The sequence below is a fragment of the Mycobacterium sp. IDUB_17 genome, from assembly GCF_055419465.1.
This window is the reverse complement of the sequence record NZ_JBVAXS010000001.1, coordinates 874,869-899,947: the sequence shown is the minus strand read 5'-3', so window position 1 is coordinate 899,947 and position 25,079 is coordinate 874,869. Positions and strand designations below refer to the sequence as shown.

At 66.8% G+C, this 25,079-nt stretch carries 18 protein-coding genes; 3 read left to right on the top strand and 15 right to left on the bottom strand.

All coding sequences use genetic code 11. The annotated features are described in order from the left end of the window. Positions 1-17: 17 nt before the first annotated feature. The 6 genes from pks2 to mutA all read right to left on the bottom strand — a co-directional run bounded on the left by pks2 (position 18) and on the right by mutA (position 14,151). Positions 18-6,296 carry a sulfolipid-1 biosynthesis phthioceranic/hydroxyphthioceranic acid synthase gene (gene pks2, locus ACZYZ7_RS04380; protein WP_463740284.1) on the bottom strand — a complete coding sequence of 2,093 codons (6,279 nt, stop codon included), beginning with the start codon at positions 6,294-6,296 and terminating at the stop codon, positions 18-20. A gap of 967 nt (positions 6,297-7,263) precedes the next feature. Then, the gene (gene lipL / locus ACZYZ7_RS04375; protein WP_463740283.1) at positions 7,264-8,529 is read right to left on the bottom strand and encodes an esterase/beta-lactamase LipL; all 1,266 of its coding nucleotides are present in this window, start codon (positions 8,527-8,529) and stop codon (positions 7,264-7,266) included. Positions 8,530-8,604: 75 nt separating this feature from the next. Then, positions 8,605-8,955, bottom strand: coding sequence for a DUF4333 domain-containing protein (locus ACZYZ7_RS04370; protein WP_167857840.1), 351 nt, complete (start codon positions 8,953-8,955; stop codon positions 8,605-8,607). Positions 8,956-9,021: 66 nt separating this feature from the next. Then, on the bottom strand, positions 9,022-9,996 hold the full coding sequence (meaB, locus tag ACZYZ7_RS04365) for a methylmalonyl Co-A mutase-associated GTPase MeaB (RefSeq protein ID WP_463740546.1): 975 nt from the start codon (positions 9,994-9,996) through the stop codon (positions 9,022-9,024). Further along, positions 9,993-12,260 carry a methylmalonyl-CoA mutase gene (gene scpA / locus ACZYZ7_RS04360; RefSeq protein ID WP_463740282.1) on the bottom strand — a complete coding sequence of 756 codons (2,268 nt, stop codon included), beginning with the start codon at positions 12,258-12,260 and terminating at the stop codon, positions 9,993-9,995. Before scpA ends, meaB begins: the two co-directional genes overlap by 4 nt. A gap of 1 nt (position 12,261) precedes the next feature. Beyond that, entirely contained in the window at positions 12,262-14,151 is a 1,890-nt protein-coding gene (gene mutA, locus ACZYZ7_RS04355) for a methylmalonyl-CoA mutase small subunit (protein ID WP_450069168.1), read from the bottom strand. A gap of 138 nt (positions 14,152-14,289) precedes the next feature. On the opposite strand from mutA, the gene ACZYZ7_RS04350 reads away from it, so the two are divergent. After that, positions 14,290-15,045, top strand: a complete 756-nt coding sequence (locus ACZYZ7_RS04350; RefSeq protein WP_463740281.1) for a TVP38/TMEM64 family protein — start codon at positions 14,290-14,292, stop codon at positions 15,043-15,045. A gap of 51 nt (positions 15,046-15,096) precedes the next feature. Further along, positions 15,097-15,573, top strand: a complete 477-nt coding sequence (locus tag ACZYZ7_RS04345) for a nitroreductase family deazaflavin-dependent oxidoreductase (RefSeq protein ID WP_463740280.1) — start codon at positions 15,097-15,099, stop codon at positions 15,571-15,573. A 9-nt stretch (positions 15,574-15,582) separates the two neighbouring features. Here ACZYZ7_RS04345 and ACZYZ7_RS04340 read toward each other — a convergent pair whose 3' ends face one another. Continuing rightward, the gene (locus tag ACZYZ7_RS04340) at positions 15,583-16,782 is read right to left on the bottom strand and encodes an SPFH domain-containing protein (RefSeq protein WP_135454364.1); all 1,200 of its coding nucleotides are present in this window, start codon (positions 16,780-16,782) and stop codon (positions 15,583-15,585) included. 41 nt (positions 16,783-16,823) lie between these two features. Next, positions 16,824-17,258, bottom strand: a complete 435-nt coding sequence (locus ACZYZ7_RS04335) for an NfeD family protein (RefSeq protein WP_450069166.1) — start codon at positions 17,256-17,258, stop codon at positions 16,824-16,826. A gap of 57 nt (positions 17,259-17,315) precedes the next feature. Between ACZYZ7_RS04335 and ACZYZ7_RS04330 the strand changes: the two genes are divergently transcribed. Further along, the gene (locus tag ACZYZ7_RS04330; protein ID WP_463740279.1) at positions 17,316-18,173 is read left to right on the top strand and encodes a hypothetical protein; all 858 of its coding nucleotides are present in this window, start codon (positions 17,316-17,318) and stop codon (positions 18,171-18,173) included. A gap of 27 nt (positions 18,174-18,200) precedes the next feature. Here ACZYZ7_RS04330 and ACZYZ7_RS04325 read toward each other — a convergent pair whose 3' ends face one another. The 7 genes from ACZYZ7_RS04325 to ripB form a co-directional block, all read right to left on the bottom strand. After that, complete coding sequence (locus tag ACZYZ7_RS04325) at positions 18,201-19,220, bottom strand: ferrochelatase (protein ID WP_463740278.1); 1,020 nt, start codon at positions 19,218-19,220, stop codon at positions 18,201-18,203. A 91-nt stretch (positions 19,221-19,311) separates the two neighbouring features. Further along, positions 19,312-20,121 carry an NADH-dependent enoyl-ACP reductase InhA gene (gene inhA, locus ACZYZ7_RS04320; protein ID WP_135454354.1) on the bottom strand — a complete coding sequence of 270 codons (810 nt, stop codon included), beginning with the start codon at positions 20,119-20,121 and terminating at the stop codon, positions 19,312-19,314. Positions 20,122-20,183: 62 nt separating this feature from the next. Then, on the bottom strand, positions 20,184-20,972 hold the full coding sequence (fabG1, locus tag ACZYZ7_RS04315) for a 3-oxoacyl-ACP reductase FabG1 (RefSeq protein WP_135454352.1): 789 nt from the start codon (positions 20,970-20,972) through the stop codon (positions 20,184-20,186). Between the two features lie 84 nt (positions 20,973-21,056). After that, the gene (locus ACZYZ7_RS04310; protein ID WP_135454350.1) at positions 21,057-22,064 is read right to left on the bottom strand and encodes a VWA domain-containing protein; all 1,008 of its coding nucleotides are present in this window, start codon (positions 22,062-22,064) and stop codon (positions 21,057-21,059) included. A 73-nt stretch (positions 22,065-22,137) separates the two neighbouring features. Continuing rightward, positions 22,138-23,082 carry a DUF58 domain-containing protein gene (locus ACZYZ7_RS04305; protein WP_044518315.1) on the bottom strand — a complete coding sequence of 315 codons (945 nt, stop codon included), beginning with the start codon at positions 23,080-23,082 and terminating at the stop codon, positions 22,138-22,140. Further along, positions 23,079-24,242 (bottom strand): chaperone MoxR1, encoded by a 1,164-nt coding sequence (moxR1, locus tag ACZYZ7_RS04300; protein ID WP_135454346.1) that lies wholly within the window; start codon positions 24,240-24,242, stop codon positions 23,079-23,081. Before moxR1 ends, ACZYZ7_RS04305 begins: the two co-directional genes overlap by 4 nt. 135 nt (positions 24,243-24,377) lie before the next feature. Then, positions 24,378-25,073 carry an NlpC/P60 family peptidoglycan endopeptidase RipB gene (gene ripB / locus ACZYZ7_RS04295; RefSeq protein ID WP_135454344.1) on the bottom strand — a complete coding sequence of 232 codons (696 nt, stop codon included), beginning with the start codon at positions 25,071-25,073 and terminating at the stop codon, positions 24,378-24,380. Between the last annotated feature and the right edge of the window lie 6 nt (positions 25,074-25,079).

Below are 25,079 nucleotides of genomic sequence, written 5' to 3'. Positions count from 1 at the left end.
ATCAACCGAATTCGGCATCACGCCGTCGGTGTCAGCTCCGTGTCGGCACTGGCGATCAATTTCTCGCACAGCTTGTCGGCGAGCCCGCGAACGGTCGTGATGTCCGCCGGGCTGATCCGCACCCCGGTCTCGGTCTCGATCCTGGTCCGTACCTCGAGGTTGCCGAGCGAGTCGATGCCGTACTCGGCCAGCGGACGGTCCGGGTCGATCGAACGACGCAGCAGCACACTGATCTGGTCGGAGACCAGACGACGCAACCGCGAAGGCCATTCGTCCTGCGGAGTGGCATACAACTCCGTGAGGAAGCCGCTGGCGTCGGAATCCCCGGAACTGGCAGGACGGAACGACTCGGCGAACGGGACACGCTTGGCGAAGTCGGCAAGCCAGGACACACCCACGATCGGCGTGTAGCCGGCGTACCCGCGGTCGTGTCGCAGGATCGTCTCGAAGGCATGTGCACCTTCGTCGGGAACGATCGCCGAGTCGGAGGCCTCGGCGAATCCGGTGCCCTTACCGATCTCGGTCCACGCTCCCCAGGCGATTGCACTGGAGCGCAGTCCTTCATTGCGCCGCCACCGGGTGAATCCGTCCAACCAGCTGTTGGCCGCCGCATATGCACCCTGCCCGGGCGAGCCCACTAGAGCCGCAGCCGACGAGAAGCAGCAGAACCAGTCCAGCGATTCCGACCGCGTCGCCTCGTGGAGGTTCCACGCGCCCACGGCTTTTGGCGTCCAATCTCGGGCCACCAGATCATCGGTGATGTTGGTCAGTGTGGCGTCTTCCACGACCGCCGCCGCGTGCAGGACACCCCGTAGCGCAAGCCCGGTGGCCGTTGCCGCCGACACCAGCGCCTCGGCGGTGGCCGCATCGGCGATGTCGCCGGTCACCACCTCCACCTCGGTACCGAGGCCCCGAATCCGGTCGAGTTCGACCAGCGCTTCGGCGGACGGCTGGGACCTGGCGTTGAGCACGATCCGGCCGCAACCGGCCGACGCCATCTTCTCGGCGAGGAACCGTCCAAGACCGCCGAGTCCACCGGTGATCACATACGCGCCGTCGGAGCGGAAGGCCGGTGCGTGCTCGGGCGGCACCACGGCCGTATCGGATCCCGACTCCGGGACCTCCAACACGAGCTTGCCGGCATGCCCTGCCGCATCCATCAGTTCCATCGCCGCCGCCCACTGGGTGAACGGATAGGTCTTGATCTCCGGAAGGGGTAGTGCGCCTTCGGCAATCTTGCCGAACACGGTTTCCAGCAGACGACGGACGACGTCGGGTCGCCGCTGGCTCAGCGTCGACAGGTCGACCGCGTGGAAGGACAGGCCCTCTCGGATCATCGCCGGCGTGAGGCTGGCGTCGCCGCGGAGATCGGCCACCCCGGTCTCCACGAACCGGCCACCGAAGGCGAGCAGTTCCAGCCCGGCACGCTGCGCCGACCCGGTCAGCGAGTTGAGCACGACGTCGACACCGTATCCATTGGTGTCGCGGCGGATCTCATCGGCAAAACTCAGCGTGCGTGAGTCGTAGACGTACTTGATGCCCATGTCGCGCAACAGTTGTCGACGCTCGGGACTGCCCGCGGTGGCGAATACCTCGGCACCTGCTTCGCGTGCGATGGCGATGGCCGCCAGACCGAGGCCGCCGGTTGCCGAATGAATCAGCACCTTGTCCTGCGCCGATATCCGCGCCAGATCACGCAGCGCGTACCACGCCGTTGCGTGTGCGGTGGGCACAGCGGCGGCGCTTGCCGTCGCCAGCCCGTCGGGCAGTGCGACGGCAAGGTCGGAGGCACACGTGACGAACGTGCCCCAGCAGCCTGTTGTCGACACACCGGCGACCCGATCGCCCACCTTGTGGTCGGCGACGTCGGGTCCGACGGCCGTGACGACTCCGGCGAAATCGCGGCCCAGCGTTGCGGATTGCTCCGCCAGACCGGGATACCGGCCGGAGGCGGCCAGGACGTCGATGAAATTCAGGCTCGACGCGCCGACCCTCACCTCAATGCAACCGCGCTCGGGAGCGGTCCGCTCAAAGGCGGTGAGCTCCAGAGAACCGAAGTCACCCGGCGTACGGATGCTCAGGCGCACCGCGTCGGTGGACATGTCGACGGTGGTGGACAGACGCTCGTCGGCAGCCAGCGGACTCGCTCCCAGTCGCGCGGTGTACCACTTGCCGTCTCGCCAGGCGGTCTCGTCCTCGGGACTGCCGGTGAGCAGTTGACGGGCAATGTCTTTGGCGTCGGTCCGCTCATCGATGTCGATCTGAGTCGCATGCAGCTGCGGTTGTTCGTTCCCGATCACCCGGACCAGCCCGCGAAGGCCGATCTGGTCGAGGTTGATCGCGTCGCCGGACAGCACCGATTGCGCACTACGAGTGATCAGATGGAGACGGGGGGCTTGATCGTCGACCTCGACGAGTTCACGCACGATGTGAACCACCCGCTGGACATGTTGCAGACCCCGGGAAGCCGATTGCCGGTCCCCCGCATCCGCCGCGCCGGCCAAGACCACGACGACATTGCTGTACGAGTCGGCGTCGAGGTGGTTGCGCAGTGATTCGACATGGGCCGAGTGGTTCGCCCCTTCGGGCCAGACCACGGTCGACACGTCGCCGAGATCAGGTTCGAGCGCATCGGCCAATTCGGTGGCCAGCAGATCCGCTTCGTCGGGCGTGATCAGCAACCACCGGCCCGTTCCGGACGTCTGCACCTCCGGAAGCTCCTGCTCTTGCCAATCGACGGCGAGCAGGCGCTCGTTGAAGACGCGTTCCCGCTGACCGCTTTCAGACATTCCGGTGCCCAGGCGCAGGCCCCGAACGACCAGCAGCACCTCACCGTCCTCATCGAGGAGATCGAGATCGGCTTCCACGCTGGTGGCGTCGGCGCTGGTGACCTGCAGCAGGCAGTAATGCGCTGCCCGGGTCGAACCGGATGCCCGCAGGCTGTTCACGCCGAGCGGGAGCAGCAGCCCGCCCGGATCCTCGCCCTCGGCGTACGCCGCCACAGACTGGAAGCACACGTCGAGCAGGGCCGGATGGATCTGGTAGGCGCCCTGTTGGGACCGAATCGCACTGGGCAGGGCCACCTCAGCCAGGACACTGGTGACCGGACCCTCGGCGGTATATGCCGCCGCCAGGCCGGAGAATGCTGGCCCGTACTGAATGCCCTTCTCCGCGAACCATTTACGCAGCCCATCCCCCTCGACACGGCGAGGGTGGGCGGCCTTGAGTTCGGTGAGATCGTGCCGGGCCGGAACATCGGACGGATCGGCCTCGACGATCACCGCCGCCGCACGCCGGATCCGTTCGCCCTGCTTGGCCGTCTCGACCAGGAAGTCCACCGCGCCCTCGGGTGTCACCGTCGCCTCGGCGGAGACCAGGGTCTCGTCGTCGAGCAGCAGCATCTGCTCGAAGGTGATGTCCCGTACCTCGCAGGCATCGCCCAACAGCGAGCGACCGGCGACCAAAGCCATCTCGCAATACGCGGCGCCCGGAAGTGCGGCCACATTGTGGACCTGATGGTCGGCCAGCCACGGCTGCGCTTCGACACCGACGTCGGCCTGCCAGACATGCCGCTCGGGATCCTCGGGAAGGACCACGTGCGCACCCAGCAACGGGTGGACGCTGAGCAGATGCCCACCGCCCGGAAGGTGCTCGCGAGCATCCCGGCTGACGGTCATGGGCTGGCGGGTCCAGGTGGGAAGCGGCGCGTCGGACAGGGTGCCCGCCGGGTACAGCGTCGCGAAGTCGACTGCCGCACCAGCACTGTGGAGGTCTCCGACATACTGCAGCAGGCCGGTAGGCATCTGCGTCTCGCGTCGCATGCTCGGCAGCGCCGCGATGCTGATGTCCAGGCTGCGGGCGACCTGTTCGGCCGGGTGGACCAGCAGAGGATGCGGGGCCAGCTCACCGAACACCCGGTAGCCGTCCTCAAGTGCGGCCTGGACCGCTGCCGAGAACCGCACCGCGTGGCGCAGATTGTCGACCCAGTAATCGGCATCCGTATACGGCTCGTCACGAGGGTCGTATGAGGTCGACGAGTAGTACGGCACCGACGGAGTGAGTGGGGTCAGGTCCGCGAGCGCCTCGACGAGGTCGTCGAGGATCGGGTCGACCTGCGGCGAGTGCGACGCGACGTCGACCGCGACCTCGCGCGCCATGATGTCCCGTTGTTCCCAGTCGGCGACCAGTTCCCGAATGCGTTCGGTGGTGCCTCCGACCACGGTGGACCGCGGCGAGGCGATCACCGAGATCACGACGTCGGTGATCCCGCGTGCGGCGAGTTCGGACAACACATGCTGAGCGGGCAGTTCGACCGATGCCATCGCGCCCGAACCCGAGATGCGCATCATCAGGGTCGAACGCCTGCAGATCACCTTCACGCCGTCCTGCAGCGACAGCGCGCCCGCCACCACCGCGGCGGCGGCCTCGCCCATCGAATGGCCGATCACCGCTCCGGGCAGCACTCCCCTTGACTTCAACGCCGCAGCGAGCGCGACCTGCATCGCGAAGATCGTCGGCTGCACCCGGTCAATTCCCTTGACTGGCTCGGGATCTGAAATCGCTTCGGTCACAGAGAAACCCGACTCTGCCGCGATCAGGGGCTCCAGCTCGGCAATGGCTGCCGCGAAGGCAGGCTCGTTGGCAAGAAGCTGGGCGCCCATCCCGGCCCACTGCGAGCCCTGACCCGAGAACAACCACACGGGTCCGCGCTCGCCGGTACCCACCGCCGGCTCGTAGACGGCGTCGCCCTCGGCGACCTCGCGCAGGGCTGCGGTGAGTTCCTCGGCGGTCGCCGCCGTCACCGTGGTTCGGACCGGCCGATGAGCGCGCCGCCTCGTCAGCGTGTACGCCAGATCAGGCAACGGCTGATCGCCGGCCTCATGGGTCAGCCAGTTGGCCAGCCGGCCCGCGGTGCGGCGCAGTTCATCGGCGGAGGTGGAGGACACCGCGAAGATCATGGCCTCGGAGTCGCCGTTCGACTCGCCGGCAGGTTCGGACCCGGCGTCAGGCGCCTGCTCGAGCACAGCGTGCACGTTGGTGCCCGACAAGCCGTAGGACGACACCGCCGCGCGACGGGGATGCGCCCCCTCGACGGGCCACTGCATCAGTTCGGTGGGCACCACCAGCGAGCTCTTGAGTCGAGCCATCGGCTCGGGCAATTCGGTGAAATGCAGGTTCGCCGGGACAGAGCCGTGCTGCAGCGCGAGCACGGCCTTGATCAGACCGATCGCGCCTGATGCCGACTGGGCGTGTCCGATGTTCGTCTTCACCGAACCGAGTGCGCACGGTCCGTCGCTGCCGTACACCGCGGCCAAACTCGCGAACTCGATGGGATCGCCGACCGGAGTTCCGGTCCCGTGGGCTTCGATCATGCCGACCGTCACGGGATCGACCCCACCGGCAGCCAGGGCCGCGCGGTAGACCGCACTCTGCGACTCCTCCGACGGGGTCGCGATGTTGATCGTGTGGCCGTCCTGGTTCGCCGCGGTCCCACGGATCACGGCGAGCACCCGGTCGCCGTCCCGCTCCGCGTCGGCAAGGCGCTTCAACAGCACCATCGCGACGCCTTCACCGGAGACGAACCCATCGGCACTGACGTCGAACGCGTGGCAGCGACCTGTGGGCGACAGCATTCCCTGTGCCGAACCCGCGACCATCTTCTTCGGATCGAGCAAGAGCGAAGCGCCGCCGGCCAGGGCCAGGTCGCTTTCCGACTCGTGCAGGCTCCGGCACGCCATGTGAATGGCCAGCAAGCCCGATGAGCATGCCGAGTCCACTGTCAGCGCGGGCCCGTGAACACCGAGCGCGTAGGCAACGCGACCCGACGCGAGGCTGAAGTTCGTCCCGGCGAAGCCGTAGGCGCCGTCGAGTGCATCGGCCTCGGCGGCCACCATCTGGTAGTCGTTGTGCGTCATGCCGAGGAACACGCCGGTCAGCGAGCCGGAAACGTCGGTCGGGGCCAACCCTGCGTGCTCGAGGGCCTCCCACGACGTCTCGAGGAGCAGACGGTGCTGCGGATCGATGGACGGCGCCTCACGCTCGCCGTATCCGAAGAAGTCGGCATCGAACCCCGTGACATCGTCGAGGAACGCACCCCACTTGGACACCGAACGACCGGGCACGCCTGGCTCCGGGTCGTAATACTCGTCAGCGTCCCAGCGATCCAGCGGAACCTTCGTGACGAGGTCATCGCGTCGCAGGAGCGCCTGCCAGAACCCCGCCGGTGAGTCGATCCCGCCGGGCAGCCGGCAGCCCATGCCAATGACGGCAATCGGGGTGACTGGTGTTTCGGCCAAGTTGGCTCACCTCTCTCGATGCGATCGACCAGCAAAGCATCGACCAACATACTTAGAACGCGGAAAAGAATGTGCGCTACGTCGCCCACAACGGACGGTACCGAATCCCCGTATCCGGCACGAGTCGTTGCCAACGCGGCTCCGTAGCCTAGCGCGTGGGCCAACCTAGATGTTGGAAACATCTGATCGCAAAAACACTCCGATGTTCGCTACGCCGATCCATTCTCGCGAAATGGCAGGGCCGGACAATTTCACTAGCGAGGCCCCACGAGGGCAACTCCCGGCACCTCATAATGCACGACTCCTACTGTGCCACAGCATGTTTCATGGCAAAGCCGAGCATTCCAAGATGCGGTGAGAAATTATCCCGCTAACTAGTGCGGCACTAGTTTTGAACACTGAAACACGTTTTCACAGGTTGTCCATCGTTTGAAAACGGTGTTCAGTTTGCCGCGTACAGTAAATTCATAGGTTGTCTTCAAATAGTTAGCCAGTGACCGACACGCAAACTATCGAAACCGTAGTTGAACCCAATTCATGTTCCACGCAAGCATGGCCCGGATAATGGTACGATTGCGTACCCGAGAACCGCATCAGCTAATGGGTTTTGTTGACACCGCAACCTAACAACCAGCAGCGATCATGGAGATCGCAAGAATTTCGCAACCCCTGTGCGCGGCGATGCACCAATGGAGGCGGCCACCGGGCGCCTCCTGAGACTCAGCCCACGTCACGGTTGAACCCGTGACTGAACCCACTATCGGCACAGAAAGCAAACGAACCAGGGTTAACGGCGGAGATGCGCTGCACAGTAAGGAAAGGTGTCCCATGAATGGGACTGGATGTGATGTATATCACTGCAGGTAGAAGGGCTGCGGCCGGTATCAGAGGCCCGCCCGTACCCCCCGCAACGACATGAGCCGGCCTGACGTCATCCGTCAGGCCGGCTCGTGTCGATAAGAGAGAACTACCCCGCCGCGGGCTTGGGCACCTCGTGTGGGGCCGCACCGAGATCGGGTACAGCCACGTATCCCCGCTCACGGGCGCGAGCCACGTCCTTGCGAATCAGTGCGTTCAGACCGACGAACGCAGCCATGTCGAGCACCATCGGGGTCAACAAGCGGTTGTGCACAAAGCCGATCGCCAGGCCACTGGCCGGGTCCGCCCAGCCGACCGAACCACCGAGCCCTACGTGGCCGAATCCGGGCATGACCCCGAACGGAACCGAGTGATATCCGAGATGGAAGCCGAGCGGCACCCCCAGATTTCGGTCCGCACGTATGCCGGGCGGACCGGTCAGCCCGGCCACGGTGTGCTCAGACAGGTATTCCACGCCATCGAGACGGCCCCGGTTCGCGATCGCGCCGTACATCCTGGCCAGGCCGCGGGCCGTCGCGACGCCGTTGACCGCGGGCGCCTCCGAGTCCAAGAACGGGGTATCGCCTTGAACCAGCGACATCACGCCGGGGAAGTACATCGATCCGAACGCACCCGAGAAGTTCAGCGCGGCGATCCGTGGCGCCACGAAGTCGAAGACGTGGTTAGGCCACCGCCGTTGCGGAAGCAGAATCTGTGCGGCCCGGGTGGGAGCCTGCACGGGTGGTCGCCCCAGGTGCAGACCGTCTGTCCCCAACGGCTCTGCCAGCTCGATGCGGAACAGCTCGCGCATGCTCTGCCCCGTCACCGCACGAGCCAGGCCCGACAGCAGCCAGCCGTAGGTCAGCGCGTGATAGGCCGGCTTTCCGAACAGAAGTGAGTTCACCGGCGCAGTGGCAACCCGACTCTCCATCACCAGGTGATCCATCAGATCGGCTTTGCTGACGCCGTTGAGTTGAGACAGCCCGGCCTCGTGCGCCATCACCTGCCGCACCGTGATCGAGGATTTGCCATTGGCCCCAAAATCAGGCCAATACGCGCTCACCGGGCAGTCGTATTCGATCAGACCGCGGTCGACGAGGCGATGGACGACCGTCGAGGCCATCCCCTTCGTCGCGGAGAACACCATCGCGCCGGTGTCGGCTGTCCAATGCTGGGTACCGTCGCGGTCCGAGTAACCGGTCCAGACGTCGACGACAGGCTCACCGTCCTGAAGGATCACCAGCGCTCCGCCGCCGTACTTCCGGCCGGGGAACAACTTCGAGAACCCGCGGACCGTACAGGAGAAGTTCCTGTCCGCCGCGCCTTGGACGCCGTGTGGGAGCGCCTCGTCGCGCTCACCGCTGTGATCGGTCACACACTTGAATTTACCTGGACCCCCGGCAAATTTTACAAGCGTTACCTACCTGTTAGCCGAGGCTCGGCCGCCCGGTCAGGAACTTGGCTTCTCGTCCACCTTGAAGTCGATATTGACCTTGCCGGACTCGACCGCCTTGACCGTAGCCGTGACGCCATATTTGGTGCCGTTCTTGGCCGTCAGCACACAATGTTGGGTCGCCCCCACCTTGCCGACGATACCGTCGTCGCAGGTCACGGACTTGGCCTTGGTCTTGGCCGCGGCTTCTAGCTTCTCCTTGGCCATGGTTTGCAGCTTGGTCTTGGCCACGGTGGGCTGTGCACCGGTCGACGGGCCGGTCGCCCCGCCGCCGCACGCGGTCAGCACCGCACCACCGACCATCGCGGCCGCCACGAGCGCACGCAGTTTCGCGTTCACGTCCCTCATCTCCGGGTCAGCCCAGCCTTTCGCTTCGGTGTCGCTGCGAACAGCCTAAGTGCGGTAGACGAGGTGTCAGTCGGCCGCGTCGAGAATTTCCTGGGCAGCCAGCGCCGGGGTCAACTCGCCCTCGCGCACCCGGCGTTCCACCTCGTCGCGGATGCTGCGCACACCCGGATGCGACATCACCCGGTCCAGCACGGTGTCACGCACCATCGACCAGGTCCAGTCCACCTGTTGGGCACGACGTCTGGCCTCGAACTCCCCCGCCTCGGTGAGCACCTCACGGTGTTTGAGCACCGTCTCCCACAGCTCGGCCAACCCGTGGCCTTCGATCGCGCTCATCGTGAGAACCGGTGGCCGCCATAGCGTTTCGCGCGGGTAGATCAGCCGTATGGCGCCGGTCAGTTCACGGGCGGCCGCCTTGGCCTCGATGGCGTGTTCGCCGTCGGCCTTGTTGACGACGATGACATCGGCCAGCTCGAGCACACCCTTTTTGATGCCCTGCAACTGGTCGCCGGTGCGGGCCAGGGTGAGGAACACGAAGGTGTCGACCATGTTCGACACCGTGACCTCGGACTGCCCCACCCCGACGGTCTCGACCAGGATGACGTCGTAGCCCGCCGCCTCGAGCAGCACGATGGTCTCCCGGGTGGCCTTGGCGACCCCGCCGAGCGTCCCGGAGGTCGGCGACGGCCGGATATAGGCATCCGGATGGACCGCCAGGCGGGTCATTCTGGTCTTGTCCCCCAGGATCGAGCCGCCGGTCCGGGTCGACGACGGGTCCACTGCCAGGACCGCGACCCGGTGGCCGGCCTCGATCAGGTACATGCCGAGGGCTTCGATCGTCGTCGACTTGCCGACCCCCGGCACCCCGGTGATACCGACGTGTTGGGCTTTGCCTGCGTCTGGCATGAGCTCCAGCAGCAACTGCTGAGCCTGGTCACGATGATCGGCCCGGGTGGACTCGACCATCGTGATGGCCCGCGCCAGCGCGGCGCGGTCACCACTGCGGACGGCCGCCGCCAGTTCACGAACGGAAGCCACTATTCGCTCAGCTGGTACCCGAGCCGGTCCGCCAACTTCTGCAGCAGGCCGATGGCGGCATCGGCGATCACGGTGCCAGGCGGGAAGATCGCGGTCGCCCCGGCCTCGTACAGCTCGTCGAAATCCCCGGGCGGGATGACCCCGCCGACGACGATCATGATGTCGGGGCGGCCCACCTCGGCCAGCGCGTCACGCAGCGCTGGCACCAAGGTGAGATGCCCCGCAGCAAGCGAGGACACCCCGACCACATGCACGTCGTTGTCGGCGGCCTGACGGGCCACCTCCTCCGGGGTGGAGAACAGCGAGCCCACGTCGACGTCGAAGCCGATGTCGGCGAACGCCGTCGCGATCACCTTCTGCCCACGGTCGTGTCCGTCCTGGCCCATCTTGGCCACCAGGATGCGGGGCCGACGGCCGTCGGCCTCGGCGAACTTGTTCACCAGCTCCGTCGCGGTAGACATTCCGCCGACCTTTCCAGCTCCCCCTATTTCGTCGCGGTAGACGCCCGAAATCGTACGGATCTCGGCCTGGTGGCGCCCGTACACCTTCTCCAGCGCGTCGGAGATCTCACCCAGGGTGGCCTTGGCGCGGGCCGCATTGATGGCCAGGGCCAGCAGGTTGTTGCCGAGTCCGTCTTCGCCCGCGGACCCGGTGGCCTCGGCGGCGCGGGTCAGCTCGGCCAGTGCAGCCTGAGTCGCCGACTCGTCGCGATCGGCACGCAGCTGCTGCAGCTTGGCCAGCTGCTCGGCGCGTACCCGGCTGTTCTCGACCTTGAGGACCTCGATCTCCTGGTCCTCTTCCACCTGGTACTTGTTGACGCCGATCAGCGGTTGGGCACCGGAGTCGATACGGGCCTGGGTCCGGGCGGCCGCCTCCTCGATACGCAGCTTCGGAATCCCGTCGCTGATCGCCTGCGCCATGCCGCCGTGCTCGTTCACCTCGTGGATGTGAGCACGTGCCTTCTCCGCCAACTGATGCGTCAGCCACTCGACGTAGTACGAGCCGCCCCACGGATCGATCGGCCGGGTGGTGCCCGACTCCTGTTGCAACAGGAGCTGTGTGTTGCGGGCGATCCGCGCCGAGAAGTCGGTCGGCAGCGCCAGCGCCTCGTCCAGGGCGTTGGTGTGCAGAGACTGCGTGTGGCCCTGCGTGGCGGCCATCGCCTCGATACAGGTGCGCGCGACGTTGTTGAACACGTCCTGCGCGGTCAGCGACCAGCCCGAGGTCTGCGAGTGGGTACGCAGCGACAGCGACTTGTCGTTCTTGGGCTCGAACTGGGCCACCAGCTCGCTCCACAGCAGCCGGCCGGCCCGAAGCTTGGCCACCTCCATGAAGAAGTTCATGCCGATGCCCCAGAAGAAGCTCAGCCGCGGTGCGAACTTGTCGATGTCCAGTCCGGCGTCCAGCCCGGCCTTGATGTACTCGACGCCGTCCGCCAGCGTGTAGGCGAGCTCCAGATCGGCTGTGGCACCGGCCTCTTGGATGTGGTAGCCCGAGATCGAGATCGAGTTGAACTTCGGCATCTTCGAGCTGGTGTAGGCGAAGATGTCCGAGATGATCCGCATCGACGGCTTGGGCGGATAGATGTAGGTGTTGCGGACCATGAACTCTTTGAGGATGTCGTTCTGGATGGTCCCGGCCAGCTTCTCCGGCGGCACACCCTGTTCCTCGGCGGCGACGACGTAGAGCGCCAGGATCGGCAGCACCGCGCCGTTCATGGTCATCGAGACGCTGACCTGACCCAGGTCGATGCCGTCGAACAGCTGCCGCATGTCGAGGATGGAATCGATAGCCACACCGGCCATTCCGACGTCACCCTGCACGCGCGGGTGGTCGGAGTCGTAGCCGCGGTGGGTGGCCAGGTCGAAGGCCACCGACAGGCCCTTCTGGCCGGCGGCCAGGTTGCGCCGGTAGAACGCGTTGGATTCGGCGGCGGTCGAGAACCCGGCGTACTGGCGGATGGTCCACGGCTGGTTGACGTACATCGTCGGGTACGGCCCGCGCACGAAAGGCGGTGCGCCGGGGAAGCTGTCGAGCGGATAGCCGGCTTCGGCCGCCTCGTCACGGTCGGCGGCGATGTACACCGGCTTGACGTCGATACCCTCGGGCGTGGCCCACGTGAGCTGCTCAGGCGCGTAGCCGTGGGCAGCGGCGGCCGCTGCAACGTGCTCGGTCACCGCTTCCGGGGTGACGGGCCGACCCGGCTCTTCACTGCGCAGCGGGACGTCGGCGAAGCTACGGATCTCTGATCCTGTTGTGGCAGTCATCTCAGGCCCCCAGTCCGGTGAGCAGTTTCGACAGTGCTTCGACCGCATCGATTTTTGCGGTCAGATATCCATCGGGCTTCGAATCAGATTCGGCGACGGCCTTTTCCGGGCCGGCCAGGAGCACCTCGCGGACGCCGGCGGCGTGAGCTGCCGCCACCGCGTCGGAGGCCTCCGCGCCGTAGCGGACGTCGGTGCCGCACAGCACGGCCACCGCCGGCGTACCGGCATCGGCCACCGCTCCGGCGATCGATGCGGCGTCGACGGCGCCCGGGTTGATGGCCTCGATCCCGCCGGAAGCCAACAGGTTCGATGCGAACGTGGTGCGGATGTTGTGCTCGGCCAGCGGCCCCACCGGCAGCAGCAGAACCTTGGGGCGGGCGCCGGTCGCTGCCAGGAAGGCGTCCGAGCGGTCGCGCAGCGCCTCGAACCCGGCCGCATACCGAGCGATCGACGACGCCGAACCACCTTGCGGGAGCGGCTTTTCGTCGAGGTTGGGGAACTCGTTGACACCGGTGATCGCGGTGCGGCGGTGCGCGATGTCGGCACTGCGCCGTGCAGCGACCTCGGCGATCTGGGCGGTGATGTAGTCGCGGGCCGCGACGAATCCGCCGCGCGCCTCGATGTCCTGGAAATGCGCCCAGGCCTGGTCGGCGAGTTGAGCCGTCAGGTCCTCGACAAACCACGAACCACCGGCCGGGTCGAGCACCTGACCGATGTGCGATTCCTCAAGCAGCAGCAGCTGGGTGTTGCGGGCGATGCGGCGGGCGAAACTCGTCGACGTCCCGTCCAGGCCGTCGGGAATCGCCGCATCGAACGAATGCACCTGCACGGTGTCGGCTCCCCCGACGCCCGCCGAGAAGGCGGCCAGAGTGGTGCGCAGCATGTTCACCCACGGATCCCGCTGGGTCATCATCGGCAGCGAGGTCACGGCATGGATCCGGGCGGCTCCGGCCTCAGGAGCACCGACCACCTCGGCGACCCGGGCCCACAGCTGCCGCGCAACGCGCAACTTGGCGATCGTCATGAACTGATCGTCATCGGCGGCGTAGCGGAAACTGATCTGCCGCAACGCATCCGGTGTCGCCACTCCGCCATCGTTGAGGATCCGCAGGTACGCGACGGCCGCGGCGACCGTGCCGGCGAGCTCCCATGCCGCGCTGGCGCCGAGGTTGTGGAAGGCCGGGCCGTCGACGGTTACCGCACGCACTCCACCGGCATGGCCGGTGAGCTTGGCGACGGTAGCGAGTAAGTCCGAGTCATCGGCCGTGACTGAATTGTCGGCTCCGCCGACGGTGGCCTGCCCGGACAGCGGTGCGGTCAGCGGGTCGGCGCCGAGGTCGATCGCCAACCGCGAGCGCTGGTCGTCGTCAAGGTCTTTGAGCAGGGGCAGTACCGCGTCGGCAGTGGCAGCCAGGTCCGCTCCGGTGCATTCCAGGATCACCGGCACCAGATCCAGGAATACACCGTCCAACACACGGTCCAGTTCGCCCAGGGAGATACCTCCCTCGCCGCCGACCCGCAGCGCCAGCGCGCTGGCGCCCTCGGTCAGCGCCACCAGCGCCGCACCGTTGATCGTGCCCGCAGCGCTACCCGCGACAGCGGGGAAGCTCTCGACGACCTTCCAGCCGGATTTCACGTCACGCAGGGCGTCGCCGCCGCGAACGAACGGCCATTGCCCCGGCAGGGTGGACTCCGGCCGAGCGTCCAGGCTCGTGTAGAGCGGCCTGATGGCGAAACCCTCATAGGTCTGCGAATCCAGCAGGCGTTCCGGCTCGGCCGGCAGATCGGCCACATCGCGCCGACTGCTCTTGGCCAGCACGCCGGCGACCGCCGTCCGCCACTGCCGGCGGTCCGACTCGACCGCACTAGTCCCCTGTAACGACACCCGCATCTCCTGTTATCGCAGCGTGTGACCTACCCACTCGCCCATCAGGCTAAATGATCGCCATCACGGCGCTGACCGCTGGTCGGTGGACTCACGGCAGCGCACAGCGGTGTTCACCGCCGACGGCCCGTACTGTTGTAAGACGTGAAACCCGTCGTCAGAACCCTGCGCGTGGTGCGCGCCGCGGTAATTGCGACGGCTTCCCAGTTGCCACCTCGGCGGATCGTCGGGCTGCTGGCAGGCATTGTGATTCTCGTCGCAGTTGCCGTGCTGGTTCCGTTGCCGACAGCGATGCAGATGCGGGACTGGGCCACCTCGGTGGGTCCGTGGTTCCCGCTGGCGTTCCTCGGCGCGCACATCGTGGTGACCGTCTTCCCGTTCCCCCGGACCGCCTTCACCCTGGCCGCGGGCCTGCTGTTCGGGCCGGTGCTGGGCGTGGCGATCGCGGTGGCGGCCAGCGCGGTGAGCGCGGTGCTGGCCTTGTTCCTGATCCGTGCGGCCGGCTGGCAGCTCAACCGGCTGGTGCCCCATCCTCGGATCGACTCGCTGGATACCCGGCTGCGGCGGCGTGGCTGGCCGGTGGTGCTGTCCATGCGGCTGATCCCGGTGGTGCCGTTCTCGGTGCTGAACTACGCCGCGGGCGCCTCTGCCGTGCGGGTCGTGCCCTACACCCTGGCGACGTTGGTGGGACTGTTCCCCGGCACGGCGGCGGTCGTCGTCCTCGGTGACGCGTTGACCGGAAACATCAGCCCGGCGTTGGTCCTGGTGTCGCTGAGCACCGCTGCACTCGGGGTGGCTGGACTGGTGTACGAGATGCGCCTGCACCACCGCGAGCGCGCGCGTCCGCAGGCCGACACACCTCAATCGGTTGGCATTTCGCACACATTCACGGAGCCGTGAGCGCGGTCCCCGCGTGACGGGGACGCGGCGCGAGGCGGAGGGAGACAACGCTTGAGCGCACTGCCCGATCTCGGTGCTCGGCTCTTACGCAACCGCCGGCTGGTGCGTGCCCCGATATGGCTCTACCGGATGCGGGCGGGGGCGTTACTCGGCGCGAGAATGATGATGCTCGAACACATCGGCCGCACCTCCGGCGCGCGCCGCTACGTCGTGCTCGAGGTGGTGGACCGCCCCGGTCCCGACGCCGTCATCGTCGCCTCCGGTTTCGGCGCGAAAGCCCAGTGGTTCCGCAACATCGCCGTCAATCCGCAGGTCCGGGTGTGGCTCGGCAGCCACCGGCCGGTGGCCGGCGTCGCGCATGTCCTCGACCAGCGCAGCGCCGACCAGGTCCTGACCGACTACCGGCAGCGCCACCCGGCGACGTGGCAGCAGTTCAAACTCGTCCTCGAAGAAACGCTCGGCCAACCGATCACCGAAACCGACACCCCGCTGCCGCTGGTCGAGATCCGGCTACAGCCTCAGCGCTGACCGCCCGCCTTACAGCGCGCGGTGCGCGCCGCCCTCCAGTTCATTGGGCGGGGTCTGCGGCGGGGTCTCCAACGACGCCTGCGGCGGCCTGGCACCCAGCGGCGGAGTGCTGGCCCGCGCCTCGGCCTCGGCCTTGGCCACGGCCCGGGCGATCTCCGGATCGGTCTCCGTGTTGAACCACGCGGCGACCTCGTCGCTGTCGTCCTCGGGCTTTGGCAGATCCTCATCGACGGGCGACGGCGTATACCGGAACACGCCGTCCTCGCCCGGTGCCCCCAGCAGCTTGGTGAAACCCTGTAACGCCGAACCGAAGTCGCTGGGCACCACCCAGACCTTGTTGGCCTCCCCCTTGGCCATCTGCGGCAACGTCTGGAGGTACTGATAGGCCAGCATCTCGGGGGTGGGCCGGCCTGCCTTGATCGCGGCGAAGGTCTTCTCGATGGCCTTGGCCTGGCCCTGCGCCTGCAGATATTGGGCGGCCCGCTCACCCTGGGCCCGCAACATCCGGGACTGCCGGTCGGCCTCGGCGGCCAGAATCGCGGCCTGCTTGGCGCCCTCGGCCGCCAGGATCTGAGACTGCTTCTGCCCCTCGGCCTGCTTGATCGACGACTCCCGCACACCCTCGGCGGTCAGGATCATGGCCCGCTTCTCGCGATCGGCCTTCATCTGCTTTTCCATCGACTCCTGGATCGACGGCGGCGGATCGATGCTGCGCAACTCCACCCGCGCCACGCGAAGCCCCCACCGGCCGGTCGCCTCGTCGAGCACGCCGCGCAACTGGCCATTGATCGAGTCACGCGAAGTCAGAGTCTGCTCCAGGGTCATGCCACCGACGACATTGCGCAGCGTGGTGGTGGTCAGCTGTTCCACACCGACGATGTAGTTGCTGATCGAGTACACGGCGGCCTGCGGATTCGTCACCTGGAAATAGACCACGGTGTCGATGTTGAGCGTCAGGTTGTCCTCGGTGATCACCGGCTGCGGTGGGAAGGACACCACCCGCTCGCGCAGGTCCACCCGGGCCCGGATCCGATCGATGAACGGCACCAGCAGCGTCAGCTGACCGCTGACGGTGCGGCTGTAGCGACCTAGACGCTCGATCACCGCGGCCTCGGCCTGAGGAATGAGCGCAACCGACTTGGCCACGACAATGATCGCGAACACCACAAGCACAAGCAGCAAAACCAGCCCGGCTACGGCACCGTCCATGGTGAACCCCTCCCTGGGTACTACGTCGATTTGAAGCGGTACTACATCGTTTTGAAGACCACCGCGGTGGCGCCGTCGATCCTCACGACGGTCACGTGGTCACCCGGTTCGTACACATCGTGGTCGTTGAGGGGGCGCGCCGTCCAGACCTCGCCGTCGAGCTTGACCTGCCCCTCGTGCTGCGCCACCCGGTCCAGCACCAGCGCGGACTTTCCCTCCAGCGCCTTGACCGGTTCGGGAAGCCCTCGTCCGATCTCGAAACGGCGCCGTAGCGCGGGCCGCACCAAGACCAGCAAAAGCACCGAAACCACGAGAAACACCGCACCGTCAGCCCACAGCGGCAGGTCGAACAGCCAACTCGAACCGCTCGCGGCCAGTGCGCCGCCGGCCAGCATCAGCAGAAACATGTCGCCGGTCAGCGCCTCCGCCCCGGCGAGTCCCAGCGCCAGGATGAGCCAGATCAGCGGTAGGGGCATACGCCCACCCTATCGGGTCAGGCCTGATCGGCGACCGGCAATTACACTGCCAACATCATGTGGTGTCCAAGTGCAACCCTTTCGATGTGGGCCAACGCCTGGCTCGCCGGCTCAGCCGCGCCTGACGACGTCCTCGACGCGTTATCCCAGTGGGCACCAATGCATTCTGTAACCGCCTACGACTCGCAGGCCGCAGTCCGCACCGGGCTGCCTTGGCCGGAGTTGGAGGACTCCGGTTCGGTGTCGCTGCTGCAGACCCTCCGCACGGCCGTCGGCAGATCCGGCACCAGGCCGTCGATCAGGGTGGCCCTACCGGTTCCCGGCGACGTCCGCGGATTGCCTGCCGGCTCGCAGTTCCAGCGGGATGCGCTGACCGTCGGTGAAGCGGTGCTGGTGACTCATGACGAACTGGACGGGGTCGGGCTGGTGCCGGAGTTCGAGTACTTCGAATTCGACGACGTGGAAACCGAATCCGCGTTCGAGCCGGAGCCGCGGGCGCTGTCGTGGACCGTGTACTCACTGCCGGTTCTGCCGGCGCCGCAGCACTACGATCTGGGTGAGGCCGAGTACGAGTTGCGGTCGGCGGTGCGCTCGGCCGCCGACACCCTGGTCGCGTTGCGGGCGGGCGTCGGTGTCGATGTCGACGATCCCCGCGGCATGGTGGAAGACATCCTCGAAGCCGGCCGGTTGCACACGATCCCCGACCATGCCCCGACCCGGGCCGTGCGGGTGCTGGAGAACGCCGCCCATGTGGAGGCGATCGTCACGGTGAGCTCGGGACTGATGCCGATCGGCCTGCAGAGCTCCTCAGAGGTGCAGATCGCCGGCGATGCCATCCGGCCGTTGGACCGGGTGGTCCGCTCGGCACGGCTGGCCGCCCTCGAGGCGATCCTGCAATCCGCCTGGCGGGACTGACTTTTCCGGACCCTGATGGTTCGCGCGCTAGGACCGCGTGCCACAGCAGTGCGGCGAGCACGGCGCACCGTTGATGCTGAATCCGTAGCCGGCGACCGGGTCGGGGCCTGCCGCCCGCAGCGGTACCGCGCCGGTGCGCAACTCATCGATCAACCCGGCGGCCAACCGAGCGAAACGCTTGTCGGCGTTCGGAGTGCTGGCCCGCGCGAAGGCGATACCTGCTTGTTCGGCTTGCAGTCGCAGCTCGTGATCGAGATCCCACACGACCTCGATGTGGTCGGCGACGAACCCGATCGGGCACACGATGACCGCCCGGGTTCCCTTCTGGCCCAACACAGTCAGGTGATCGGCAACGTCAGGCTCCAGCCACGGGATCCGAGGCGGACCCGAACGCGACTGCCACACCTGGTCGAAGTCCTCGTAACCCGCGGCGGCGGCCACCAGCCGGGTCGCGTAGTCGACCTGGCGACTGTAGAGCCGCGGGCCGTGCCGCTCATCGGCGGCGGTGGGGATCGAATGCGCGGTGAACACCAACCGGGCCTCGTCGCGCAGTTCGGCGGGCAGTGTGGCTGCCGCGACCGAGATCGCGTCGGCGAACATCTCCACCAACAGCGGATGGTCGAAGTACTGGCGCAGTTTGACCAACTCCGGCGCGTCATCACCCACCGCGGTGCGTGCCCGGGCGATGTCCTCGACATACTGGGTGCAGCTGGAATAACCGCCCCAGGCCGATGTGGTGAACACCGCCGCCCGTCGAATCCCGTTGTCTCGCATCGCCGCAACCGTGTCTTCGACATACGGTTCCCAGTTCCGGTTGCCGAAGTAGACGGGGATACCGGGCATCTCGGCCCGCAACTGCTCGATGAGTGCCCGGTTGATCCCGTTGATCGGCGACACCCCGCCGAAATGCAGGTAGTGCTCGGCGACGTCGGCCAACCGCTCGGCGGGGATGCCGCGGCCCCGGGTCACGTTCTCCAGGAACGGCATCACCTGGTCCGGCGCCTCCGGTCCCCCGAAGGACAGCAGCAGAACTGCGTCAAACTCCATCAGCTTGCCTCTCCCCTAACCGCGAAACCGCATTCCGGCAGGATTTGTGCGAGTACACACCTGCTGGAATGCGGTTTCGGCATAAAACAAGTCAGAGCAGCTGGGTGCTGGCGCCGCCGTCGGCGTAGATGATGGTGCCGGTGGTGGCGGGCAGCCAATCCGACAGCAACGCGCACACCGTCTTGGCGACCGGCTCCGGGTCCTTCATGTTCCAGCCGACGGGCGCACGCTGATCCCAGCCCTCTTCGAGCAGCCGCATCTGATCCCCGGCTTCGGCACCCAGCGCGCCGCCGACGATGGCGCTCATGGCCAGCGTCCGGATCGGTCCCGCCGCAACAAGGTTGGAGCGGACACCGAACGGGCCGGCCTCGCGGGCGACGAACCGGTTGACCGACTCGAGTGCGCTCTTGGCCACCGTCATCCAGTTGTAGGCCGGCATCGCCCGGGTCGGGTCGAAGTCCATGCCGACGATGCTGCCGCCTTCGTTCATGATCGGCAGCGTGGCCTTGGCCAGCGAGGCGTAGGAGTACGCCGAGATGTGGATGCCCTTGGCAACGTCCTCGTAGGGGGCGTCGAAGAAGGGGTTGACGCCCATGCCGGTCTGCGGCATGAAGCCGATCGAGTGCACCACACCGTCGAGCTTGTTGCCCGCGCCGATGACCTCGGCGACCCGGTCGGCCAGGCTTGCCAGGTGCTCCTCGTTCTGCACGTCGAGCTCCAGCAGCGGGGCCGGCTTGGGCAGCCGGTCGGCGATGCGCTGGATCAGCTTCATCCGGTCGAACCCGGTGAGCACCAGCTCAGCGCCGGCCTCCTGGGCCACCTTGGCGATGTGGAACGCGATCGACGAGTCCGTGATGATCCCGGTGACCAGAATGCGCTTGCCTTCGAGCAAACCTGCCATTGTCCTGACTCCTACTTCGGTGAAGAGTTGTGCGAAAGTTCTTGCAATCCAGAGCTTTTAGATCAGTGCCCCATGCCCATGCCGCCGTCGACGGGGATCACCGCACCGGCGATGTACCCGGCGTCCTCGGAGGCCAGGAAGCTGACCGCACCGGCCACTTCGTCTGCGGTGCCGACGCGCTTGGCCGGAATGAACTCCAGGGCGCCCGCCTGGATCCGCTCGTCGAGGGCACGGGTCATCTCGGTGTCGATGTAGCCCGGGGCCACCACGTTCGCGGTGACGCCGGCCTTGGACAGCTCCCGGGAGATCGAGCGGGCCATGCCGATCAGGCCGGCCTTGGCCGCCGCATAGTTGGCCTGGTTGCCGATACCCCACATGCCCGAGACCGAACCGATGAAGATGATCCGGCCGAAACGCTTGCGCTGCATGCTGCGCGACGCGCGCTGCGCCACCCGGAATGCCCCGGTGAGGTTCGCGTTGATGACGTTCTCGAAGCGTTCCTCGGTCATCCGCATGAGGAACGCGTCCTGGGAGATACCGGCGTTGGACACCAGTACCTCGACCGGACCCTGATGCTCTTCGACTTCCTTGAACGCACGGTCGACGGCTTCGTTGTCGGTGACGTCGCACACGACGCCGAACAGCCCGTCGGGCGCTCCGGATCCGCGGTGGGTGACGGCCACCTTGTGCCCGTCGGCGGCCAGTCGCTGCGCGATCGCCAGGCCGATCCCCCGGTTTCCACCGGTGACCAGCACGGAACGGGGAACAAAGGCCGGTCGGCCGCCGGCTTCTCCAGCGGCGCTTTCGGAAACGGTTTCGGCGTCGGCTTTCGCGACAACAGCGTCACTCATGCCCGCCAACTTATCTCCTCACCAGCATGGTCTGAAAATCGCATCACCCGTGTGGACCGGCGCCCGTGGGCGCCGGATCGGGTCCTAACCGGGGAGTCTGCGATTGATCAGCAGGGCGAGCACACCGGCGGCGGCCAGCACCAACGCACCCAGCCGCAGCCAGCCGAGGCTGGCGTCGCCCTTGATGGTCTCGTAGCCGATCTGCTGCTGCAGCGAGGTGAATACCTGCTTGAGCTGTTCCAGGCTGGACGCGGTGAAGGCGTCACCGCCGGACAGCTTGGCGATCTTGCCGAGCATCTCGTCGTCGACGGGCACCGGCTGGCGCTGATCATTGATCTCGACGTAGCCGTACGGCGTGCCGAAGGACACCGTGGAGATCGGCACTCCCTGGTCCTTGGCGGTGCGGGCGGCGGTGTACGCGCCCTTGGGATTGTCCGGGTTGGACGGCACGGTCTCCTTGCCGTCGGACATCAGCACGATGCGCGCCGGCGGCTTCTCGTCACCGCCGCCGATCACCGCGCCGACGGTGGCGATCGCCTGCAGCGCGGTGAAAATGCCCTCACCGGTGGCGGTCCGGTCGGCCAACTGCAGCTTGTCCAGGCCGTTCTTGGTGGCCTCACGGTTGGTGGTCGGCTGCACCAGCACAGTCGCCGTGCCGGCGTAGGCGATGAGGCCGAGGTTGATCCCCGGGGTCAGCTGATCGGCGAACTGCTTGGCGGCTTCCTGCGCGGCGGCCAACCGGCTGGGCGCGACGTCGGTCGCACGCATCGATTGCGACACGTCGATCACCAGCATCACCACTGCACGGTTGCGCGGAATCCGCACATCATGGGTAGGACCGGCCATCGCGACCGTCAACAGGACGAGTGCGACGGCCAACAGCGCCGCCGGCAGATGCCGCCAGCGGGTCGGCTGCTTGGGCGCCACACTTTCGAGCAGCTCCATGTTGGCGAACCGCAGGATCCGCTGCTTCCGCGCACGCTGCACGATGACGTAGTACGCCAACAGGCCCAGTACCACGAAGAGAAACAGGAACCACCACGCGTGCGCGAAGCCCGTCAGGCTCATCGGACCGAGAATCGGTAAAGTCATGTGCTAGAAGTCATTTCGGTTGGTTGCTGGTCAAGCTTCGTCTACCTGTGCCCGTTGCTCTTCGCGCAAGCGCTCATCGGCTGGCCAGGGCGCCGCGCCGCCGACTCGCCACAAACCGGACCACATCGGCGATCCAGTCCCGGTCGGTGCGGAGGCTCAGCAGCGGTGCATCGCACCGCCGCAATGTGCGGGCCACTTCCTCACGATGGGCCGCGGCGGCCCGCTCGAAATCGCTGCGCAACTGCTCGTCGATGGTGAACTCGCGGGTGACACCGGTCTCGGTGTCCTGCAGCACCACATCGCCGACAGCAGGCAACTCGACGTCGCGCGGGTCGAGGATCTCGATGCCCAGTACCTCGTGGCGCCCGGCGATGGCCCGCAGCGGGCGCATCCAGTTGATCGGCCCAAGGAAGTCACTGATGATCACTGCCATGCCGCGCCTGCGCTCGGGACGACGGAGAGCATCGATGGCACCGGCCAGGTCGCCCCGCACCCCGGGCGCGGCCTTCGGCGTGGTGGCGATCGCCCGCAGCAGCTCCTGCTCGTGCAGACGCCCACTCAATGCCGGAACCCGTCGCACGGTCTCCCCGTTGGCGATGATCGCGCCGATCCGGTTGCCGCCACCGCTGTTGAGGAACGCGATCGCGGCCGCGGCCGCCACCGCCAGATCACGCTTCTCGCAGCCGGTAGTACCGAAGTCCATGCTGGCCGACATGTCGACGACCAGCCAGGTCTCCAGTTCGCGGTCGGCGATCATCTGTCGCACGTGGGGCGTCTGTGTCCGCGCCGTCACCGACCAGTCCATCCGGCGCACGTCATCGCCGGGCTGGTAGATCCGCGAGTCCCCCGGCTCTGATCCCGGACCCGGGATCAGACCGAGGTGGTCGCCGTGCAGAACCCCGTCGAGCTTGCGCCGCACCGTCAGCTCAAGCTTGCGCAACGCCGCCGTCAACGCCGGGTCCCGAATCTCCCCGCGCTTCAGAGACGGCAGGTCGACGGTGCGTCGGGAACTGGTCACCGACCACCCGCCGCGCCGGCCGCGGCGGGTACGGCGGGCGGAACTGAATGGCCTTGCTGCGGTAGAGCGTTCACCTGCGGCAGGGCAACCGTCTGCAGGATCCGGTTGACCACGGTCTCCGCGGAGACCTCGTCGGCCAGCGCGTCGTAGGTGAGCACCAGGCGGTGCCGCAGCACGTCGGGGATCACCTCGACGACGTCCTGCGGGATGACGTAGTCACGCCCGCGCACCAGGGCCAGCGCGCGGGCGGCCGAGATGATGCCGAGCGAGGCACGCGGCGAAGCACCGTAGGCGATCCACGCCTTGGCGTCGGGCATGCCGAACTTCTCGGGCTCGCGCGTGGCGGTGACGATTCGCACCACGTAGTCCACCAGCGCGTGGTGCACGAAGGTGTTGGCCGCGAGTTCCTGCAACCGCAGCAGGTCGCCGGTGTTCAGGATCTGCTTGGGCTCCGGGGGCTTGACGCCCATCCGGTAGATGATCTCGCGCTCTTCCTCCGGCGACGGGTAGTCGACGTTGAGCTTGAACAGGAAGCGGTCGCGCTGGGCTTCCGGGAGCGCGTAGACGCCTTCCTGCTCGATCGGGTTCTGGGTGGCCATCACCAGGAACGGGCTGGGCAGCGGGAAGGTCTTGCCGCCGATGGAGATCTTGCGCTCGGCCATCACCTCGAGCAGGGCCGACTGAACCTTGGCAGGCGCACGGTTGATCTCGTCGGCGAGCAGGAAGTTGACCACCACCGGGCCGAGCTCGATGTCGAAGTCTTCCTTGCCCTGCCGGTAGATGCGGGTACCGATGATGTCGGTGGGCACCAGGTCAGGGGTGAACTGGATGCGGGCAAAGGTGCCGCCGACGACCTTGGCGAACGTCTCGACGGCCAGCGTCTTGGCCACACCGGGCACGCCTTCGAGCAGCACATGGCCCTTGGCGAGAAGTCCGACGAGCATCCGCTCGACGAGCTGATCCTGGCCGACGATGATCCGCTTGACCTCGAAGATGGCGCGTTCCAGGGTGTGCACCTCGGCCTGCAGACTGCCGTTGGTCGCTGCTGGTGGTGCGGCCGGCGCGGCAGGGGAGCCGGTCGATCCGGGCGGGAAACCTGGCGCCGGGCTCGAGCCGGGATAACCTCCGGCGCCCTGCGGCGGTCCACTCGGTGACGTCATCAACTTCCTCCCACGGTATTCGACTACAAACGCTGGTCTTGCATTTTTTGCTCTACGGGCAATCGGGAGCCCGCCGTCAACTATTCCAGGCACTTCGAGATCCGTCGACGCTGCCCGGAAGAGTTAAGGTTCCGCTCAGGATTCGATGATGCGGGCCGCATAGGGCTGGATGCCTCCGGTGCGGACCGGGCTCACCGTCACTTTGCCCGCACTGCCCGACGCCTCCAACATCTTTCCGCCGCCGAGGTACATCGCGACGTGCTGGCTACCGCCCGGACCCCAGAACAAGAGGTCACCCCGCTTCGCCTGGGCCACCGGCACCTTGCGGCCGGTGTTGTACTGGTCCCCGGAGTACTTGGGAATCTGCACTCCGACCCCGGCGAACGCATATCGGGTGAAGCCCGAGCAGTCGTAGCCCATCTTGCCGGCGTCGTAGTCCACACCGGGGCCGGGACCGGTCAGCGTGCCACCACCCCACGAGTAAGGCACGCCCATCTGGGAACCTCCGCGCCGGATGGCGTATTCGATGGCCTGCGGACCGCGTACCCGGCCGCCGGGGAACGTGGAGGCCGCTTGTTTCGGGGCCAGCCCGATGGTCTGTAGGAACTGCTGTCCGAGGTTCTGGGTGGTCTGTAGCGCGAGCTGGCTGACCTGGAACGAAGCGTTGGCGATAGCCACCGGATCACCCGGTGCCCCGGAGCTGACGATCTTCGGGAGGGTGGGATCCCACTGCCCGTCGTCGGGCGCGGCACTGGCCGGCGTCACCAGACCGATCGCCGCGAACGCAGTTGCGGCGATCAGGATCAGGCATCGTAAGACGAAGGAGCGCAATGTATT